This window comes from Sinorhizobium fredii NGR234 (assembly GCF_000018545.1).
Classification (GTDB): Bacteria; Pseudomonadota; Alphaproteobacteria; order Rhizobiales; family Rhizobiaceae; genus Sinorhizobium; species Sinorhizobium fredii_A.
Window position 1 is genome coordinate 3,822,223 of record NC_012587.1, and the last position, 17,694, is coordinate 3,839,916.

Annotated in this window: 20 protein-coding genes; 15 read left to right on the plus strand and 5 right to left on the minus strand. The window is 64.3% G+C overall.

From position 1 onward, the window contains the following. Nucleotides 1-55: 55 nt before the first annotated feature. From NGR_RS29150 to NGR_RS29160, 3 genes are all read left to right on the plus strand, one after another. A complete protein-coding gene (locus NGR_RS29150) occupies nucleotides 56-634 on the plus strand; it encodes a helix-turn-helix domain-containing protein (protein WP_165447162.1) in 579 nt (192 codons plus the stop codon). A gap of 2 nt (nucleotides 635-636) precedes the next feature. Then, nucleotides 637-1,164, plus strand: coding sequence for a GNAT family N-acetyltransferase (locus NGR_RS29155; RefSeq protein ID WP_012710074.1), 528 nt, complete (start codon nucleotides 637-639; stop codon nucleotides 1,162-1,164). Between the two features lie 70 nt (nucleotides 1,165-1,234). Continuing rightward, nucleotides 1,235-2,260, plus strand: a complete 1,026-nt coding sequence (locus tag NGR_RS29160; protein ID WP_012710075.1) for a histone deacetylase family protein — start codon at nucleotides 1,235-1,237, stop codon at nucleotides 2,258-2,260. Nucleotides 2,261-2,295: 35 nt separating this feature from the next. Here the strand turns inward: NGR_RS29160 and NGR_RS29165 are convergent, their stop codons facing one another. Then, nucleotides 2,296-2,934 (minus strand): exopolysaccharide biosynthesis protein, encoded by a 639-nt coding sequence (locus tag NGR_RS29165; RefSeq protein WP_012710076.1) that lies wholly within the window; start codon nucleotides 2,932-2,934, stop codon nucleotides 2,296-2,298. Nucleotides 2,935-3,168: 234 nt separating this feature from the next. Here NGR_RS29165 and NGR_RS29170 point away from each other — a divergent pair, with 234 nt between their 5' ends. Next, nucleotides 3,169-3,834: an OmpA family protein gene (locus NGR_RS29170; RefSeq protein ID WP_012710077.1), complete on the plus strand. Its 666-nt coding sequence runs from the start codon at nucleotides 3,169-3,171 to the stop codon at nucleotides 3,832-3,834. Between the two features lie 295 nt (nucleotides 3,835-4,129). Here NGR_RS29170 and NGR_RS29175 read toward each other — a convergent pair whose 3' ends face one another. Beyond that, the gene (locus NGR_RS29175; RefSeq protein ID WP_012710078.1) at nucleotides 4,130-5,182 is read right to left on the minus strand and encodes a lysine-2,3-aminomutase-like protein; all 1,053 of its coding nucleotides are present in this window, start codon (nucleotides 5,180-5,182) and stop codon (nucleotides 4,130-4,132) included. Further along, the gene (gene epmA, locus NGR_RS29180) at nucleotides 5,179-6,231 is read right to left on the minus strand and encodes an EF-P lysine aminoacylase EpmA (protein ID WP_012710079.1); all 1,053 of its coding nucleotides are present in this window, start codon (nucleotides 6,229-6,231) and stop codon (nucleotides 5,179-5,181) included. Before epmA ends, NGR_RS29175 begins: the two co-directional genes overlap by 4 nt. A gap of 162 nt (nucleotides 6,232-6,393) precedes the next feature. Between epmA and efp the strand changes: the two genes are divergently transcribed. The 3 genes from efp to mbfA all read left to right on the plus strand — a co-directional run bounded on the left by efp (nucleotide 6,394) and on the right by mbfA (nucleotide 9,632). After that, complete coding sequence (gene efp / locus NGR_RS29185; protein ID WP_012710080.1) at nucleotides 6,394-6,963, plus strand: elongation factor P; 570 nt, start codon at nucleotides 6,394-6,396, stop codon at nucleotides 6,961-6,963. Nucleotides 6,964-7,186: 223 nt separating this feature from the next. Next, nucleotides 7,187-8,428, plus strand: a complete 1,242-nt coding sequence (cfa1, locus tag NGR_RS29190; protein ID WP_164924563.1) for a cyclopropane-fatty-acyl-phospholipid synthase — start codon at nucleotides 7,187-7,189, stop codon at nucleotides 8,426-8,428. Nucleotides 8,429-8,648: 220 nt separating this feature from the next. Further along, nucleotides 8,649-9,632 carry an iron exporter MbfA gene (gene mbfA, locus NGR_RS29195; RefSeq protein ID WP_012710082.1) on the plus strand — a complete coding sequence of 328 codons (984 nt, stop codon included), beginning with the start codon at nucleotides 8,649-8,651 and terminating at the stop codon, nucleotides 9,630-9,632. A 94-nt stretch (nucleotides 9,633-9,726) separates the two neighbouring features. Here the strand turns inward: mbfA and NGR_RS29200 are convergent, their stop codons facing one another. Both NGR_RS29200 and NGR_RS29205 read right to left on the minus strand, forming a co-directional pair. After that, complete coding sequence (locus NGR_RS29200) at nucleotides 9,727-10,347, minus strand: transglutaminase-like cysteine peptidase (protein ID WP_012710083.1); 621 nt, start codon at nucleotides 10,345-10,347, stop codon at nucleotides 9,727-9,729. Between the two features lie 254 nt (nucleotides 10,348-10,601). Continuing rightward, entirely contained in the window at nucleotides 10,602-11,408 is an 807-nt protein-coding gene (locus NGR_RS29205; RefSeq protein WP_012710084.1) for an alpha/beta hydrolase, read from the minus strand. A 220-nt stretch (nucleotides 11,409-11,628) separates the two neighbouring features. Here NGR_RS29205 and infC point away from each other — a divergent pair, with 220 nt between their 5' ends. The 8 genes from infC (at nucleotide 11,629) to pheS (ending at nucleotide 17,674) form a co-directional block, all read left to right on the plus strand. Then, nucleotides 11,629-12,165: a translation initiation factor IF-3 gene (gene infC, locus NGR_RS29210; RefSeq protein ID WP_164924697.1), complete on the plus strand. Its 537-nt coding sequence runs from the start codon at nucleotides 11,629-11,631 to the stop codon at nucleotides 12,163-12,165. Nucleotides 12,166-12,453: 288 nt separating this feature from the next. After that, nucleotides 12,454-12,924, plus strand: coding sequence for a hypothetical protein (locus tag NGR_RS29215; RefSeq protein ID WP_012710086.1), 471 nt, complete (start codon nucleotides 12,454-12,456; stop codon nucleotides 12,922-12,924). A gap of 185 nt (nucleotides 12,925-13,109) precedes the next feature. Then, nucleotides 13,110-13,586 (plus strand): PepSY domain-containing protein, encoded by a 477-nt coding sequence (locus NGR_RS29220; protein WP_012710087.1) that lies wholly within the window; start codon nucleotides 13,110-13,112, stop codon nucleotides 13,584-13,586. 7 nt (nucleotides 13,587-13,593) lie between these two features. Next, a complete protein-coding gene (locus tag NGR_RS29225) occupies nucleotides 13,594-14,259 on the plus strand; it encodes a response regulator transcription factor (protein ID WP_012710088.1) in 666 nt (221 codons plus the stop codon). After that, entirely contained in the window at nucleotides 14,256-15,623 is a 1,368-nt protein-coding gene (locus NGR_RS29230) for a sensor histidine kinase (protein ID WP_012710089.1), read from the plus strand. Before NGR_RS29225 ends, NGR_RS29230 begins: the two co-directional genes overlap by 4 nt. 166 nt (nucleotides 15,624-15,789) lie before the next feature. Continuing rightward, on the plus strand, nucleotides 15,790-15,993 hold the full coding sequence (gene rpmI / locus NGR_RS29235; protein WP_012710090.1) for a 50S ribosomal protein L35: 204 nt from the start codon (nucleotides 15,790-15,792) through the stop codon (nucleotides 15,991-15,993). Between the two features lie 37 nt (nucleotides 15,994-16,030). After that, nucleotides 16,031-16,435, plus strand: coding sequence for a 50S ribosomal protein L20 (gene rplT / locus NGR_RS29240; RefSeq protein WP_012710091.1), 405 nt, complete (start codon nucleotides 16,031-16,033; stop codon nucleotides 16,433-16,435). 156 nt (nucleotides 16,436-16,591) lie between these two features. After that, a complete protein-coding gene (gene pheS / locus NGR_RS29245; RefSeq protein WP_012710092.1) occupies nucleotides 16,592-17,674 on the plus strand; it encodes a phenylalanine--tRNA ligase subunit alpha in 1,083 nt (360 codons plus the stop codon). Nucleotides 17,675-17,694 lie beyond the last annotated feature (20 nt).

Here is a 17,694-nt window from a genome sequence, read left to right on the forward strand (position 1 = left end):
ATTTTGAGGTCGGGCGCCGCTTGACTCCACTATATGAGAAATGCAATCTCAAATAATGGAGCAAGCGGTCCCCTCTTTGGAACAGACGATCGGCGAACGGGTGCGCGAGATGCGCACGGTACAGGCCCTGACGCTCGACGAACTCGCAATCCGCTCCGGCGTCAGCCGCGCCATGATCTCGCGCATCGAGCGCGGCGAGGCGAGCCCGACGGCGCAATTGCTGGCGAAACTCTGCAGCGCGCTCGGCACGACGCTCTCGGCGCTGTTTGCCTCGGCGGCGGAAAATGCCTCGCCGGTCGCACGGCGGGCCGAACAGCGGCTGTGGCGCGATCCGGAGAGCGGCTATCTGCGCCGCTCGGTGTCGCCGGACGGGCTTGGCGCGCCGGTCGACATCGTCGAGGTCGAGTTTCCGCCGGGCGCCCGCGTCGTCTTCGAACGCCAGCCGGCCGACCGCGGCATCACCCAGCACCTCTGGCTTTTCTCCGGACGGCTCGAACTGACGATGGAGAGCGGGCCGCAAATCCTCGAGGCGGGCGACTGCCTGTTCATGGGGCTCGAAGAGGCCCATGTCTTTCACAATCCCTATGACGAGCCGGCGCATTACGCCGTCATTCTCTGCCGCACCAAGGTGTAACTATGCCTGACGTCACGATCCGCGTGCTTACCGAAGAACAAGCCCGCGCCGCCCTGCCGGCGCTGGCCGACGTCCTCTCCGACTGCGTCGAAGGCGGCGCCTCGGTGGGGTTTATGCAGCCTTACCCACCGCAGGCCGCCGTCCCCTTCTGGGAGGGTGTGGCCGCCGCCATCGGTCGCGACGAAACCGTCCTCCTGGTCGCCGAGGTAGATGGTCGGGCTGTAGGCACGGTGCAGCTCGGCCTCGCGACGATGCCGAACCAGCCGCACCGCGCCGATATCAAGAAGCTGCTCGTGCACCGCGACGCGCGCGGCCTGGGTCTTGCCCGCGGCCTGATGGAGCACGCGGAAGCCGAGGCGCGCAAGCGTGGAAGGAGAGTGCTGGTGCTCGACACTGCGACCGGCGAGCCGGCGGAGGCGATCTACGAGCGTTTCGGCTGGCTGCGGGCCGGCGTCGTTCCCGACTACGCGCTGATGCCGGACGGCCGCTATTGCGCGACCACGTTCTTCTACAAGCATCTCGCTGCCTAGCGAGAATATTGGCCGATCGCCGCCGCTCGCGACCGTTGGCCTATGAACCTCCCCAATCAGGACATCCAAAATGCGCGTTTTCTATTCCGAAGATCATAAGCTCCGAGATGCCAGGACCGAACTCCATGGCGGCGAGCTCGTGCCGCCCTTCGAGGCGCCGTTCCGGGCCGAATGGATCCTCGCCGCCGTCAAGGAAGCCGGGTTCTCCGATGTCGTCGCGCCCGAACGGCACGGCATGGAGACGGCGCTGAAACTCCATTCGGCGGATTATCTCGAATTTCTTGAGACCGCCTGGGAGCGCTGGGTCGCAGACGGCTATCGCGGCGAAGCGATCCCGGCCTGCTTTCCGGCGCGGCGCATGCGCCAGCATCCGCCGAAGGATATCGACGGCGCACTCGGCTACTATTCCTTCGCCGCCGAAACGGCGATCACCGAAGGCACCTTTGCCGCAGCCCGCGCCGCGATGGATTGCGCTATTTCGGCGGCCGATCATGTCGCTGCCGGCAAACCCGCCGCCTTCGCGCTCTGCCGCCCGCCCGGCCATCATGCGGCGATCGATCTCTTCGGCGGCTATTCCTTCATCAACAATGCCGCCTGCGCCGCCCAGCGCCTGCGCGATCGCGGCGCCGCGAAAGTCGCCGTGCTCGACGTCGACTTCCACCACGGCAACGGCACCCAGGATATCTTCTACGAACGCGGCGACGTCTTCTTCGCCTCGCTGCACGGCGATCCGGTCGACGCCTTCCCGCATTTCCTCGGCTTCGCCGACGAGGAGGGGTCTGGAGAGGGGCTCGGCACGACGAAGAACTATCCGCTGGCGCGCGGCACCACCTTCGAGACCTGGGTCGCGGCGATGGAGGACGCCCTGTCGCGCATCGCCGGTTTCGGCGCCGAAGCGCTCGTCCTGTCGCTCGGTGTCGATACCTTCGAGCGCGACCCGATCAGCTTCTTCAAGCTGAAATCGGAGGATTTCCTGCGGATGGGCGCGCGCTTGAAGGAGACCGGCCTGCCGGTGGTCGTCTGCATGGAAGGCGGCTACGGCGTGCCGGAGATTGGCCTCAACGTCGCCAACGTGCTGAAGGGCATCGCCGGGTGATTTTCGCGGTGCCGGGCAGTGCGGCAAAGCCCAGCTCAGGACACGAAGAACTGCGACAACCCCTGGCCGGCGGCGAAGGCCGCATAGGCGAGCACTGCGAAATAGATCGTCGTTGCGACGAGGAAGAGATAGCCGCCGGCCACCATTAGCCCGTCGCGCTGGATGATGCCGAGCGACAAGAGCAGGATGGCGATGCCTGGCAGCGTGTTCGACAGCGGGATCAGGCCGAGCGGGAACATCAGGAGCACGCCGCCGGCCATGATCATCAGGCCGTTGAAGCGGCTCATCACGGCGCCCTGGGTCAGGAAATGGAGCCTGGGGCGCACGTAGCGGTCGAGCTTCGAGACCAGCGCTGCCCCCTTCTGCAAGGTCGGAACGAGCTTTTCCGTCTCGATCTGCCGGTCGAGAATGCGCTGCGGCAGCCAGGGCAGGCGATTGAGGGTGATCGCCAGCGAGATCAAAATGATCGCCGCGCCGAAGACGGTGCTGACGCCGGGGATCGAGACCGGGATCAGGAAGGGCAGCGTCAGCAGCGCGCAGAGAAGCAGGAAGCCGTGCTCGCCGATCTCGATCATCAGCTCGCGCAGCGTGATCGTATTGCCCCTGATCGAGGCGATCATGCCGGCCAGCGTATCGCTGAGACTGCGCTCCGTGTCGTCGAACTCGATCGCCATGTGTACTGTCCCTCTCGTCTGGCTCCTGCGCCGGGAATGCCATCCTGGCGCGAGCATGTGAAGCTTCGGTTAGCGGGCGCTGTGGACAGCAATGTGGCGGAGCCAGCTCGCAATTGCTGCACTGCCGAAATGTTACGGTCTGCCTGTCCATGTGGAAAGCGCCGCACCCCTTCATCTTCCTGCCGCAATCGCTAGTATGAAGCACCTTTAGCACCAATGGGGACCATTGATTCGATGATCAAGAAATGCGCCATCCTGGCTGTCGCGGCCGTCTATCTTTCCGGATGCACGACTACCGATCCCTACACGGGAGAACAGAAGATGTCGAACACGGCCGGCGGCGCATTGATCGGTGCGGGCCTCGGCGCCGCAACCGGCCTGCTTGTCGGCGGCAGCTCGGCCGGACGCCGTGACGCCGCGCTCGTCGGCGCCGGCATCGGTGCGCTCGGCGGCGGCCTGATCGGCAACTACATGGACCAGCAGGAATCGGAATTGCGCGCCCAGTTGCAGGGCACCGGCATCTCGGTGACGCGTCAAGGCGACCGCATCATCCTCAACATGCCGTCTAACATCACCTTCGCGACCGACCGCGACCAGGTGATCCCGCCCTTCTATCCGACGCTCGACTCGGTCGCGATCGTACTGCGCAAGTACAACAAGACGCTGATCGACGTCGACGGCCACACGGACTCGACCGGCAGCGCCGCCCACAACCAGGATCTCTCCGAGCGCCGCGCCGCTTCGGTCGCCAACTATCTCGGCAGCCGCGGCATCGACCAGCGGCGCATCTCGACCATGGGCTACGGCATGGAGCGCCCCGTCGCGTCGAACTCCAGCGAGGCCGGCCGCGCCCAGAACCGCCGCGTCGAAATCTCGATCGCGCCGATCAAGCAGGGCTGATCTGCCCGCCAATACCATTGATCCAGGGCCGCGCGGTTTTCCGTCGCGGCCTTTTTTTGAGGCGGCCACCACATAGGGTCCAGTTCGCCACCACGCAGCTCTCCAGCGACGCATCCACGCCTCCTACGGTCGTCATCCTCGGGCTTGACCCGAGGATCCATTTACCAGCACTCAAGCTCAAAAAAGTCGGCTTGCCGGAACGCCTTGCGTGTGGATCCTCGGGTCAAGCCGAGGATGACGGGTGGAGAGAGGCGCGATCCTTGTTATCAAAAACGTAGAGCCAACCGGGGCGACATCAGCTCTTCGGCGGATAGGCGTGCTCGTTTCCGTGGAAGTCGGTGACGGTGTAACAGCCGCCGCCTTCCGCCTCGATCGCACTGGCGCTGATGACCGCCTTGCCGTGGCCGCCGGGAATGTCGAGGATATAGGTCGGCTGGCAGAGGCCCGAGACTCGGCCGCGCAGCGAGGCGACGAGCGCCTGGCCCTTTTCGATCGTCAGCCGGAAATGGCTGGTGCCGGGCGCAAGATCCGGATGGTGCAGGTAATAGGGCTTGATCCGCGTCTCGACGAAGGCGCGCATCAGTTCGGCAAGCACTTCCGGGTCGTCATTGACGCCCTTGAGCAGCACCGATTGGCTGACCATGACGATCCCCGCATCGATCAACCGGGCGGCGGCGGCCCGCGCTTCGGCCGTCAGTTCGCGCGGATGATTGGCGTGGAGCGCCACATAGGTCGCCTTGCCGCTGCTTTTAAGCGCCGCAATGAGATCCGCGTCGATGCGGTGCGGCTCGACGACCGGCACGCGCGTATGAAAGCGGACCACCTTGACGTGCGCGATCGCGTCGAGCCGCTCTAGGATTTCTTGAAGCCGCCGCGGCGACAGCACCAGCGGATCGCCGCCGGTGAGGATCACTTCCCAGATCTCCGGATGCTCGGAAATATAGGCGATTGCCGCGTCGAGCTCGGAGGGCGTCAGCGTGCCGAGCCCTTGTGGGCCGACCATCTCGCGCCGGAAGCAGAAGCGGCAATAGACCGGGCAGACATGCACGGCCTTCAGCAGTACCCGGTCCGGATAGCGGTGGACGATGCCCGAAACGGGGCTGTGAGCGCCGTCGCCGATCGGGTCGGCTCGTTCCTCCGGCGTCAGCGTCAGCTCGGCCGCGTCCGGCACGAACTGCCTGGAAATCGGATCCTGCGGATCGGTGCGGTCGATGAGGTTTGCGACAACCGGGCTGATGGCGATCGCGTATCGGGAGGCGACGCGGGCGATCGCTTCCTCGGCCGAGGCGTCGATCAGGCCGGCTTCGACCAGATCGCCCGCCGTACGAAGGGGACGGTGCGCGGTCATGCCCTCACCTCCGCCACCGGCGCCCAGAGCACCTGGTCGATGCGCGCCGCGCCGGTCGCCAGCATCACCAGCCGGTCGAAGCCGAGCGCGATGCCGCTTGCCTCGGGCATCAGGGCAAGCGCCGCCAGAAAATCCTCGTCGAGCGGGTAGGTTTCGCCATAGACCCGCGCCTTTTCCGCCATTTCCAGCTCAAAGCGGCGGCGCTGTTCCGTGGCATCCGTCAGCTCGCCGAAGGCATTGGCAAGCTCCACCCCGCAGGCATAGAGCTCGAAGCGCTCGGCGACGCGGCGGTCGCGCGGCGTCGGGCGGGCGAGCGCCGCCTCGGCGGCCGGATATTCATCGAGGATCGTGGCGCGGCCCATGCCGAGATTGGGCTCGACCTTTTCGACGAGCACGCGGCTGAAGAGGTCGGCCCAGGTATCGTCCTCGGCAACGCGGAGGCCCGCCTCCCGCATCGCCGCCGCCAGGCTTTCGCGATCGGTATCGCCGTCCTTTCCGATCGAAGCGAGAAGATCGATACCGGCAAAGCGCGCAAAGGCGTCGGCCACCGAAAGTCGCTCCGGTTCGAGGAAGGGGTCGCAGCTTCGGCCCTGATAGGCGAGCGACCGCGTGCCGGTGGTCTCGGCGGCAAGCGCCAGGATCCCGGCGCAATCGCGCATCAGCGTCTCGTAGGTCTCCTCGGCGCGGTACCATTCGAGCATGGTGAATTCGGGATGGTGCAGCGGGCCGCGTTCGCGGTTGCGGTAGACATGGGCAAAGCAGGCGATGCGTCTTTCGCCGGCAGCAACGAGCTTCTTGCAGGCGAATTCGGGCGAGGTGTGCAGATAGAGCGGCTGCACCGATCCGTCCGGCCCAAGCGCCTGCGTGGCGAAGGCGTGCAGATGCGCCTCGTTGCCCGGTGAGACCTGCAGCGTCGCGGTGTCGACTTCGATGAAGTCCCGCTCGCCGAAAAAGCGGCGCAGCGCCGACTGGATGCGGTTGCGGCCGATCAGGAAGGGGCGCCGGTCGGCATGGACATCCGGGGTCCACCAGGGAGAAGCATGCGGCATGGTCGGTTCGATCCAAGCTTTCTTCGGCGCGCAGGCCGGCTCAGGCTGGCTATTTGCGCGGAATTAGGGTAGTGGCGGCGCGAAATCTAAAATTTTCGCGTCCTTTCCGGGCCGATCTCCGGCCCGCACGTGTCGCTGATACCTCTGTTACAAGGAAGACTAATGGTCAAGGTCATCGCCTCTTCGGTCCGCAAGGGCAACGTTCTCGACGTCGACGGCAAGCTCTATGTCGTGCTCACCGCCCAGAACTTCCACCCGGGCAAGGGCACGCCGGTCACGCAGGTCGACATGCGCCGCATCTCGGATGGCGTGAAGGTCTCGGAGCGCTACCGCACCACCGAGCAGGTCGAGCGCGCCTTCGTCGAGGACCGCGAGCACACCTTCCTCTATGAAGACGCCGAAGGCTTCCACTTCATGAACCCGGAGAGCTACGACCAGCTCGTCATGTCGGCTGACGATATCGGCGACCTGAAGGCGTATCTCCAGGAAGGCATGGCTGTGATGCTGTCGATCCACGAAGGCATTGCGATCGCCATCGACCTGCCGCGTCACGTCACCCTCGAGATCACCGAGACCGAACCGGTCGTCAAGGGCCAGACGGCGTCTTCCTCCTACAAGCCGGCCCTTCTTTCGAACGGCGTCCGCACCTCGGTGCCGCCGCATATCCAGGCCGGCACCCGCGTCGTCATCGCGACGGAAGACGGTTCCTACGTCGAACGCGCCAAGGACTGAGGTAGATCCGGGCAGAGCCCCGTTGAGATATCTCAACTCGGTGTTTGCCCCTCACCCTAGCCCTCTCCCCGCAGGCGGGGAGAGGGGACGAGGTTGGCGCCACGAGTCCCCTTCTCCCCGCTTGCGGGGAGAAGGTGGCGGCAGCGGGATGAGGGGCAGAGGCTGCTCACACGCCAGCTCCGTATGCGCCGGTTTTTTGCACGTCACGAGATCGAGGCACAGCATGTTTCCACTGTCGCATATGATGAAGGCCTTCATCCGCAAGGGCACGCTGACCGTGATCGATGCGGACGGCAAACGGCACGTCTTTTCAGGCGAGCCCGGTCCGAGCGTCACGATGCGGCTGACGGACAAGCGGCTCTATCGCAGTCTCGTCCTCAACGCCGAGCTCGCCGCCGGCGAGGCCTACATGGACGGGACGATGCGCTTCGAGGAGGGGTCGACGCTTCGGGATTTCCTGACGCTCTTCTCGATCAACCGGCTGTCGCTCGGCTCCTACCCGATCCAGAAGCTGTTGCGGGCGATCAAGATGCGCTTCCGCAAGCGCCAGCAGGCCAATCCCAAGGGCAAGGCGCAGCAGAACGTCGCGCATCACTATGATCTCGGCAACGCGTTCTACAAACTCTTCCTCGACGAGAACATGCTCTATTCCTGCGCCTATTTCCGCGAGCCGGATGAGACGCTGGAGGCAGCGCAGCGCAACAAGCTGCGGCTGCTCGCCGCGAAGCTTTGTCTGAAGCCCGGCATGAAAGTGCTCGATATCGGCTGCGGCTGGGGCGATCTGGCGCTCTATCTGGCGGCGCTCGAGAATGTCGAGGTCCTCGGCGTCACCCTGTCGAAGGAGCAGCAGGCGCTCGCCTCCGAGCGGGCACGCGCCGCGGGCATGGCCGACCGGGTGCGTTTCGAGCTGAAGGACTATCGCGATGTCGAGGGACCCTTCGACCGCATCGTCTCGGTCGGCATGTTCGAGCATGTCGGTGTCCATCACTATGACGAGTTCTTCAACAAGCTGAATGCGCTGATGCGGGATGACGGCCTCGCCGTGCTGCATTCGATCGGTCATATGAGCCCGCCCGGTATGGCGAGCCCCTGGCTCAGGAAGTACATTTTTCCCGGAGCCTATTCGCCGGCCTTGTCGGAGGTCTTCGAGGTGGTCGAGCGCAACAGCCTCTGGGTGAGCGACCTCGAATTCCTGCGCGTCCATTATGCGACGACGCTCGCCCATTGGGCCGCGCGCTTCGAGGAAAACCGCGACAAGGTGATCGCGATGTACGACGAGCGCTTCGCCAGGATGTGGGAGTTCTACCTGATCAGCGCCGAGATGATGTTCCGCACCGGCAGCCAACTCGTCTTCCATATGCAGCTGTCACGCTCGCGCGACGCGGCGCCGATCGTCCGTGACTACATCACCGACCAGCAGCGCGCCTATATCGATCGGGAAAAGGCACTCGATCTGGCGATCTGAATTTGCCCCTCTCCTCGGGTTTAACCCGAGGACTAGCCATCTCCCCGCGCGCGGGAGAGGGGACTCAAGCGGCCGCCGCGAGTCCCTTCGCCGCGCCTGCGGGAGAAGGTCGCGGCAGGCGGATGAGGGGCGTCCCGCCTCCTTGTCGGACCTGCCCGGAGCTTGACGCCCAATAAGTCGCGGACTATTCTTTAGAATTATTCTAAAGAAGGTCTTGCCAATGTTTTCCCGCCTCTTTGCCCGTTCGAAGCGACCTTTTCTCTCGCTGAACGAACAGGAAATCCTGGCACTCGCCATCTCCTGCGAAGAGGACGACGGTCGCATCTATCTCGCCTATGCGGATGCGCTGCGCGACAAATATCCGCACTCCGCCAAGGTCTTCGAGGAAATGGCCGAGGAGGAGAGCCACCATCGGCAGGCTCTGATCGACCTGCATGTGGCGCGCTACGGCAGCCGCATTCCGCTCATCCGGCGCGAGCATGTGCGTGACTTTCCGGAGCGCAAGCCCGACTGGCTGATTGCCGAAATGCCGATCGAAACGGCCCGTGCCGAGGCGGAGGCCATGGAGGCGGCGGCCCACCGCTTCTATCTCGAGGCAGCGGCCCGCACGCGCGACGCGGCGACGCGCAAGCTGTTGGGCGATCTGGCGATCGCCGAGAAGACGCATGAATCTCTCGCCCGCCGGCTCGGCGAGAGGCTGACACCTGCCGACGTGCGCGCCGAAGAGGATGAGACGTCGCATCGCCAGTTCATCCTCACCTATGTGCAGCCGGGACTGGCAGGCCTGATGGATGGCTCGGTTTCGACGCTGGCGCCGATTTTCGCCGCCGCTTTCGCAACCCAGGATACCTGGCAGACCTTCCTGGTCGGGCTTTCGGCCTCGGTCGGTGCAGGCATTTCCATGGGTTTCACCGAAGCCGCCCATGACGATGGCAAGCTTTCCGGCCGGGGCTCACCGGTCAAGCGCGGCCTCGCCTCCGGGATCATGACGGCGCTCGGCGGCCTCGGCCATGCGCTTCCTTATTTGATCCCGCATTTCTGGACGGCGACAGTGACCGCGGCGGCGATCGTCTTCTTCGAACTCTGGGCCATCGCCTTCATCCAGAACCGTTTCATGGAGACGCCGTTCCTCAGAGCAGCCTTTCAGGTCGTGCTCGGTGGTGGCCTTGTGCTGGCGGCGGGCATCGTTATCGGCAATGCCTGACGGATGCTGGAAAAAATGAGCCAACGACATGAAAAAAAGGGCCGCGAACCGGCCCTTCTTGAAGATTGACTTGTCTTGGTAATTCTCCGGCCGCTCACTTGCCGACGGAGCCGACCAGCACCTCGGCGCTGTTGTCGATCGTCACCCAGCGGCCGCTATTGTTCGCGGCCTGGCGCTTCAGGAAGCGGTAGGGCGTGTTGGTCCAGAGCCTGACGCTGTTTTCGAGATTGTCGAGGATGAAGTCGCCCTGGGCAGTGCGCACCGTCAGCACTGCATGGCCCTCTCCGTCGGGCTTGCGCACGACGGTCATCAGCAGGTTGCCGGCGGCAAAGCCGCGCTGCATCAGGCGCCGGCGCTTCTCGAGTGCGAAATCCTCGCAGTCGCCCCGGCCTTTCGGATAGGACCAGACCTCGTCCCTGCCGAGAAGCTCCTGGTCGGTGACCGGCGAGATTTCGCGGTTGACCGCGGCGTTCACCTGCCGGATGACGGCCCAGCCGCTCGCCGTGACACGCGGCGCTGCGCCCGCCCGAGACCGGACGCCGCATTCGCCCCTGTTCTTCTGACAGAACTCGAAATGCCCGATCGGCTGCGAGGTTGCCGAGCCGGTCTGCATCCAGGGAGTCGATCCCGACTGGGCGGGAATTGCCATGCTTGCCGAAGCGAAAACTGCGCAAAACGCAGCGACGCCTGCCTTTACCCCGGTCCAAAATGCCATACAAATCCCCTGCAAGCACGTGCGTGCACGCGCAATCTCAAGTTGATGACAGCTTTTGTAGGCTTCCCCTAGCGCTGCTCTAATCGTTAACAAAGAGTTAATATGGTCGGACCGTATGAGTCAATCTACCGATTCGTCGGATGACCTTTATGGTTAAGATCAGCCACGAAAAGGCAGCGGAAGTCCTGCATCCCGGGGTGTCCGGGAGACGGTCCAAAAAACCGGCGGTGAGTTAACGGATGCCGGCCGGGGACTCAGGCCTTGGCCAGTATGGCACTGATGGCCTGTTTCAGTTTGACGATGTCTTCCTCGCGCGACAACCGGTGGTCGCCGTCGCGAATGAGGGTCATCACGATGTCGTCCGCCGGCATGTGCTCCATCAGCTTCAGCGCGTGCGTATAGGGCACGTCCGGATCGCGCATCCCCTGCAGAATATGCACAGGGCAGCCCGTCTCGATCGGTCCCTTGAAGACCCGGTTCTTCCGCCCGTCCTCGATCAGGGCGCGGGTGAACACATTGGGCTCGGGGCTATATTCCGAAGGCTCCTCGAAATAGCCGCGTTCGGCAAGCGAGGTCCGTTCGGCCTCCGTCAGATTGGGTTCGATCAGCTCGGCGGTGAAGTCCGGGGCGGGAGCGATCAGCACCAGACCGGCGACGCGGTTCCCCTGGCCGCGCGCCCTCAATTCTTCGATGAGGCGCAAAGCGACCCAGGCTCCCATCGAGGAGCCGACCAGGATCATGCGGCCGGCAACCACATGATCGACGACGGCGAGGCTTTCCTCGACCCAGCGCGAGATCGTACCGTCCCGGAAATCGCCGCCGGAAGCGCCATGACCGGAATAGTCGAAGCGGATGCAGTCCGTTGCCAGCGCATGGGCGTGGCGTTCGACCTCAAGCGCCTTCGTCCCGGTCATGTCGGACCGGTAGCCGCCGAGCCAGACGAGGGCGGGGCGGCTGGCCGGGAGTTCGGCACGGAAAATCCGCATGGCGATGTTGCGCGCCGCGGCGTCCGCACCCACCTTTAGATGTGTGACTTCGGTTTCGGCCGGCATTGCTGACATCGCTTCATCCCTTGCAATCACCCGTTTCGATCAGATATCCCGCCAAAAAACAGATTCGCCAAGGCCACGAAGAGGTGATTTTCGTTGCGGGCCATGCTATTGACTCCGGAGCCGCAATTCACACATTGCCGTCAGTGACTGTTTCAAGCGCACCGTTTGAGATGACGCTGATTGTTTCTTTAGACCACTATCACGTAAACAGCTCGAGGAGAGTACGACCATTCGCAGACCGTTCAAAGCGGACGCCCCAGTCAAGGAAGGGCCGCGCGCAAACAAGGAAATCCGGGTTCCCCGGGTTCAGCTCATCGACGCCGAAGGCCAGAATTTGGGCAGCGTCCCGATCGACCAGGCGCTCCGCATGGCGGAAGAGTCCGGTCTCGATCTGGTGGAGATCGCGCCGAATTCCGAGCCGCCGGTGTGCAAGATTCTCGATCTGGGCAAGCTGAAATACGCCAACCAGAAGAAGGCGGCCGAGGCGCGCAAGAAGCAGAAGATCGTCGAGATCAAGGAAATCAAGATGCGCCCGAACATCGACACCCATGACTATGAGGTGAAGATGAAGGCGATGAACCGCTTCTTCGAGGACGGCGACAAGGTCAAGGTGACGCTGAAGTTCCGCGGCCGCGAAATGGCCCACCAGGAGCTCGGCATGAAGCTTCTGCTGCAGGTCAAGGACGATACGCAGGCGATCGCCAAGGTCGAAGCCGAACCGAAGCTCGAAGGCCGCCAGATGATGATGGTGCTTGCGCCGAAGTAAGGCCTGCAAGTAGCGTGGTCGGCACGCGAAAAATAAATTCCATGTAAAAAGCCGCCCTCGGGCGGCTTTTTGCGTTCTCCAGCGCCGTACGCCTTTCAGACCCGCCAAGGTCGCTGCAGCACTTTGAATTGCTGCATGTTTTCATCCTCAAATCGGCTCCGATTTCAGAAAGCATGCAGTAGCGCATTGTAAGCGCTGCCTGACAGAATGCTGACAGCCGCGCTCAGCCGCCTGTCAGTTGCCGGGTGCCAGTCTCTGCCCGTTCCGAAACAAGGAAGGGTAAAGATTATGCATAGCGCATTCAAAAAAGTGCTGCTCGTTTCAGCAATGAGCTTGTACGGCCTCGCCGGAGGACCGGTGACGATGGCTCTTGCGGATACGGGCGCGGCCAGCAGCTTCGAAGCCGGACCTAACGGCGGCTTCGACACGAGCAGCCCCACCAGCGTCGGCGAAGGCGGAACCGGTGGTGGACAGGACACCGGCACGGGTGGCGGACAGGACACCGGCACGGGCGGCGGCGAAGGCGGCGGCAGCGGCGGTGAAGGCGGCGGCAGCGGCGGCGAAGGCGGCGGCAGCGGCGGTGAAGGTGGCGGCACCGGCGGCGAAGGCGGCGGCACCGGCGGTGAAGGCGGCGGCACTGGCGGTGAAGGCGGCGGCAGCGGCGGCGAAGGCGGCGGCACCGGCGGCGAAGGCGGTGGCACCGGCGGCGAAGGCGGTGGCGGCGGGCAAGACGCTGGCGGAACGCCGACGGGGAACTGATCCGATTCCGAGCTGAGCTCCTCACTGCGGCGGTGGCTGTCGCCATCGCCGCAGACTCATCGAATTCGTGCCTCTCGCATCATTCCTGCTGCGAGGGGCACGTTCGTTTCAGCAGGAAATGAAGGTCCACCCCTGTTTCCGTCACTTTTCTGTCGGATGCTGTGGCGACTTGTGTTGAGGGGATAATGAGAGACCGTATCTGCCCGGAGCGCGCAGCACCGTATCGTCCCGCCTCGCTCATGCGCCGGAGTCTGGCCGCATTTCTTTGCTGGTCGTTCGCCTCGTGTGCCGTGCCGTTGTCGGCCAGCGGTGCCGCCTTGGCCGCGGACGGCAAGAGCAGCCGCGGCAAATCGGATGCCGGCGGCAGCACCGGCGATACCGGCACAAGCGGGGGCCATCGCAGCCAGCCGGCCGCCGAAGGCAGCAGGAGCCGGGAAACCAGGAGCCAGGAGGATGCGCGCGAGGCGGTCGCCAAGGGAGAGATCCTGCCGCTCAGCAGGCTGCTCGCTCTGGTCGATCGCGATCTCTACGGCATGGTCATCGCGGTCGATCTGGTGCTGTACATGGGGAGCGACGTCTACCAGCTGAAGACGCGTGATGGCGAAGGCGTCATCCGCGACCTCAGGATCGATGCGCGCACCGGCAGATTCATGAAATTCTGAGGCAGACATGCGCATACTACTGGCAGAGGACGACGTTAACATCGCTGGCCACGTTCGCGGGAAGCTCGAGGCCGAAGGCTACGCCGTCGATACGCTGGCGCATGGCCCGGATATCTGGGAGCGCGGCGAAGACAGCGGCTATGCGGCCATCATTCTCGACCTCGGTCTGCCTGGCCTCGATGGATTGTCGATCCTCAAGCGCTGGCGGCACGACGGCGTGGAAACGCCCGTGGTCGTCCTGACCGCCCGCGGATCCTGGATGGAACGCGTCGACGGTTTCGAGGCCGGCGCCGACGACTATATTCCCAAGCCGTTTCGAGCCGAGGAACTGCTGGCGCGGCTGAGAGCGCTGTTGCGGCGGGCCGGCCCGCGTTTCCAGATCGTCAAATCGGCGGGCCGCTTCACGCTCGACGAGGCGACCCGCCGGGTCACCTTCGACGGCGAGGCGCTCGACCTCAGCCCGCTCGAATATCGGATGGTCGCCTATTTCATCGAACGCAAGGGCGAGGTGCTGACCCCGCTCGAACTGGCAGGCCACGTCCAGGGACGTGACGACGATTCGGCCAAGAACGCCGTCGAGGCGATGATCGCCCGGTTGCGCCGCAAGACCGAGAGCGGCGCCATCGAGACGCGTCGCGGCTTCGGCTATCTCCTGCCGGGCGACCCTTCATGATGCGGTCGCTGCGGCTGCGGCTGGCGGTCGGAGCGGTGATCGCGATCGGCCTCGTTCTGCTCGTGGCGTGGCTTTCGCTGACGCGGCTGTTCACCGATTACGTGGTCGAGCGGTACCGCAGCGAGATGATGACGATCGTCGACACGCTCGCCGCCGAACTCGCCCTGGGAGACGGCAAGCTGATGCTGGCGCGCGAGCCGGCAGATCCGCGTTTCGACCTGCCGAACGGCGGTCGCTACTGGCAGATCTCACCCGTCGGCGGCGATAATCTGCGGTCGCGCTCGCTCTGGGACGTGGCGATCGATGCCGACGCGCCGGTCGGCTCGCGCTACGAGGGCTTTTCCGTCACCGAGGGTCCGGACGGACATCCGATGCTGGTGCACAGCCAGACCCTGTCGCTTGGCGAGAATGCCCCGGTGATCGCATTTGTTGCGTCAGCGGCGTTTCCGCAACGGGAACTCGAGGAAGCCCTGAACGATTTCCAGGCGCCGCTGCGGCTGATGTTGCTTGCGACGGCCGGGGTGCTGGCCGCGGCCGCCTTTTTCCAGAATGCCATCGGGCTCGTGCCGCTCCGCCGCCTCGGCGAGCGGGCGGCTTCGGTGCGCGCCGGCCGCGACCAGGATTTCGGCACCGCCGGCCCAAGCGAGGTGCAGCCGCTGGTCAATGAGATCAACCTGCTCCTCAAGGAGCGCGAAATGGCCGTCGAGCGGGCCCGCGCCCGCGCCAGCGATCTCGCCCACGGCCTCAAGACGCCGCTGACGGTGCTGGCGCAGCTTGCCGAGCGGCTGCCGCCGGAGGATCGGTCCCTGGCGCTCCGGCAGGTGGAACTCGCCCGCCAGCGGGCAGACCGGCAGCTGCAGGCCGCACGCATGGGCGTCGAGCGCATGGCGACGACGTCGGTCATGGGCCTCGGCGGCAAGCTCGTCAGCGTCCTTCGTCCCGTCACCGCCGAGCGGAATGTCGCCTGGAAGGTCTCGATCGACAGCTCGCTCTCTCTTGATGTCGATCCGGCCGACCTTGCCGAATGCCTCGGCAACCTGCTCGACAACGCCGCCAAGTGGGCACGCTCGTTGATCCGCTTCTCGGCACGCCGGGCCGGCGGCGCAATCACCATCCTGATCGAGGACGACGGGCCGGGCATCGCCGAACAGGACCGCGTGCCGATCCTCAAACGCGGCGCGCGGCTCGACAGTACCGACGCCCGGGAGCCTGAAGGCACGGGGCTGGGTCTCGCGATCAGCGCCGACATCGCCGACGCCTACGGCGCCTCATTGACCCTCGAGCAGTCGGATCTCGGGGGCTTGAGAGCGCGGCTGACCTTTCCGGTCAGGGTCGTGCGGCGTCCGCTGCGCGATCCCGCCTGACGCCGCGGTTCGTTCGCGATGATCAAGGGGCGGCTTGCGCTTTTGCAGGACTTCGGCTAAAAGCCCCCCGTCCGAACGGTCCGGCAGGGCATGCCGTGGCCGTTCTTAACGCTGGAAACCCGCCTCGTCAGCCGGTTTCGCCTATCAAGAACAATGGAGTAGCAAAATGCCCAAGATGAAGACGAAGTCGTCTGCCAAGAAGCGGTTCAAGGTCACCGCTACCGGCAAGGTGAGAGCTGCCGCTGCCGGCAAGCGCCACGGCATGATCAAGCGTACCAACAAGTTCATTCGCGACGCGCGCGGGACCATGGTCCTCGCCGAGCCTGATGGCAAGAAGGTCGTCAAGAACTACCTGCCGAACGGTCTCTGAGACGTCGGGCATATTGGATACTTAAGGAGATCATGACATGGCACGTGTAAAACGCGGCGTAACCGCTCACGCCAAGCACAAGAAGACGCTCAAGGCCGCCAAGGGTTTCTACGGCCGCCGCAAGAACACGATCCGCGCCGCCAAGGCAGCGGTCGATCGTTCCAAGCAGTACGCCTACCGCGACCGCAAGGTCAACAAGCGCAATTTCCGCGCCCTCTGGATCCAGCGCATCAACGCTGCCGTCCGTGAATTCGGCCTGACATACGGCCGCTTCATCGACGGTCTGAACAAGGCCGGCATCGAAGTCGACCGCAAGGTTCTGTCCGACATGGCGATCCATGAGCCGGCAGCATTCGGCGCCCTCGTCGAGGCTTCCAAGAAGGCGCTCGCCTATCTCAAGGAAGCCGGCACGGCAAACGAGTTTGAAAGCGCTGTCCGTTAAGCCAGCGTTTTCCCAAGACCGTTTCTGAAATTGTTGGGAAACCCGCGCTGGCAGGGCTGGCGCGGGTTTTTTCTTATTCGGCGCATCGCCCGCGATCCACATCGCTGAAGTGTTGAACCGATAGACCGAACCATTCCCGCATCGAGGCAGGACAGAATGAGCGAACTGGAAACTTTGGAACGGACATTGCTGGCGGACATCGATGCCGCGGCCGACGAGGGGGCGATCGAGGCGTTGCGCGTCGGTGCGCTCGGCAAGAAGGGCTCGATCTCGGAACTCCTGAAGACGCTCGGCACGATGAGCCCGGAAGAGCGCCAGACGCGCGGCGCCCGCATCAATGCGCTCAAGAATATCGTCACCGAGGCGATCTCGGCCCGCAAGCTCGCCCTCAAGGATGCTGCGATCGCTGAGCGGCTGGCCCGCGAGACGGTGGATATCAGCCTGCCGGTACGCTCCTCGCCCGCCGAGCGCGGCCGCATCCACCCGATCAGCCAGATCGTCGACGAGATCACCGCGATCTTCGGCGACATGGGTTTCTCGATCGCCGAGGGCCCGGATATCGAGACGGACTATTACAATTTCACGGCGCTGAATTTCCCCGAAGGCCATCCGGCCCGCGAGATGCACGACACGTTCTTCTTCCAGCCGGATGAGAACGGCGAGCGCAAGGTGCTGCGCACCCATACCTCGCCGGTGCAGATCCGCACGATGGAGGCCGAGAAGCCGCCGATCCGCATCATCATTCCCGGCAAGACCTACCGGCAGGATTCCGACGCCACCCATTCGCCGATGTTCCATCAGGTCGAGGGCCTGGTGATCGACAAAACGGCGAATGTCGCCAACATGCGCTGGGTGCTCGAAGAGTTCTGCAAGGCCTTCTTCGAGGTGGATCAGGTGACGATGCGCTTCCGCCCGTCCTTCTTCCCCTTCACCGAGCCGTCCTTCGAAGTCGATATCCAGTGCGACCGCTCCGGCCCGATCGTCAAGTTCGGCGAAGGCAAGGATTGGATGGAGATCCTCGGCTGCGGCATGGTGCATCCGAACGTGCTGCGCGCCGGCGGCCTCGATCCGGACGAGTACCAGGGCTTTGCCTGGGGCATGGGCCTCGACCGCATCGCCATGCTGAAATACGGCATGCCGGACCTGCGCGACTTCTTCAATGCCGATGTCCGCTGGATGACCCATTACGGCTTCCGCCCGCTCGACATGCCGACGCTGTTCGGCGGCCTCTCGGCCTGATCTTCGCGCAGAAATAATAG

Coding starts and splice junctions, on each gene's coding strand:
- NGR_RS29150 (WP_165447162.1), top strand. CDS start 56: ATGGAGCAAGCGGTCCCCTCTTTGGAACAGACGATCGGCGAACGGGTG.
- NGR_RS29155 (WP_012710074.1), top strand. CDS start 637: ATGCCTGACGTCACGATCCGCGTGCTTACCGAAGAACAAGCCCGCGCC.
- NGR_RS29160 (WP_012710075.1), top strand. CDS start 1,235: ATGCGCGTTTTCTATTCCGAAGATCATAAGCTCCGAGATGCCAGGACC.
- NGR_RS29165 (WP_012710076.1), bottom strand. CDS start 2,934: ATGGCGATCGAGTTCGACGACACGGAGCGCAGTCTCAGCGATACGCTG.
- NGR_RS29170 (WP_012710077.1), top strand. CDS start 3,169: ATGATCAAGAAATGCGCCATCCTGGCTGTCGCGGCCGTCTATCTTTCC.
- NGR_RS29175 (WP_012710078.1), bottom strand. CDS start 5,182: ATGACCGCGCACCGTCCCCTTCGTACGGCGGGCGATCTGGTCGAAGCC.
- epmA (WP_012710079.1), bottom strand. CDS start 6,231: ATGCCGCATGCTTCTCCCTGGTGGACCCCGGATGTCCATGCCGACCGG.
- efp (WP_012710080.1), top strand. CDS start 6,394: ATGGTCAAGGTCATCGCCTCTTCGGTCCGCAAGGGCAACGTTCTCGAC.
- cfa1 (WP_164924563.1), top strand. CDS start 7,187: ATGTTTCCACTGTCGCATATGATGAAGGCCTTCATCCGCAAGGGCACG.
- mbfA (WP_012710082.1), top strand. CDS start 8,649: ATGTTTTCCCGCCTCTTTGCCCGTTCGAAGCGACCTTTTCTCTCGCTG.
- NGR_RS29200 (WP_012710083.1), bottom strand. CDS start 10,347: ATGGCATTTTGGACCGGGGTAAAGGCAGGCGTCGCTGCGTTTTGCGCA.
- NGR_RS29205 (WP_012710084.1), bottom strand. CDS start 11,408: ATGTCAGCAATGCCGGCCGAAACCGAAGTCACACATCTAAAGGTGGGT.
- NGR_RS29215 (WP_012710086.1), top strand. CDS start 12,454: ATGCATAGCGCATTCAAAAAAGTGCTGCTCGTTTCAGCAATGAGCTTG.
- NGR_RS29220 (WP_012710087.1), top strand. CDS start 13,110: ATGAGAGACCGTATCTGCCCGGAGCGCGCAGCACCGTATCGTCCCGCC.
- NGR_RS29225 (WP_012710088.1), top strand. CDS start 13,594: ATGCGCATACTACTGGCAGAGGACGACGTTAACATCGCTGGCCACGTT.
- NGR_RS29230 (WP_012710089.1), top strand. CDS start 14,256: ATGATGCGGTCGCTGCGGCTGCGGCTGGCGGTCGGAGCGGTGATCGCG.
- rpmI (WP_012710090.1), top strand. CDS start 15,790: ATGCCCAAGATGAAGACGAAGTCGTCTGCCAAGAAGCGGTTCAAGGTC.
- rplT (WP_012710091.1), top strand. CDS start 16,031: ATGGCACGTGTAAAACGCGGCGTAACCGCTCACGCCAAGCACAAGAAG.
- pheS (WP_012710092.1), top strand. CDS start 16,592: ATGAGCGAACTGGAAACTTTGGAACGGACATTGCTGGCGGACATCGAT.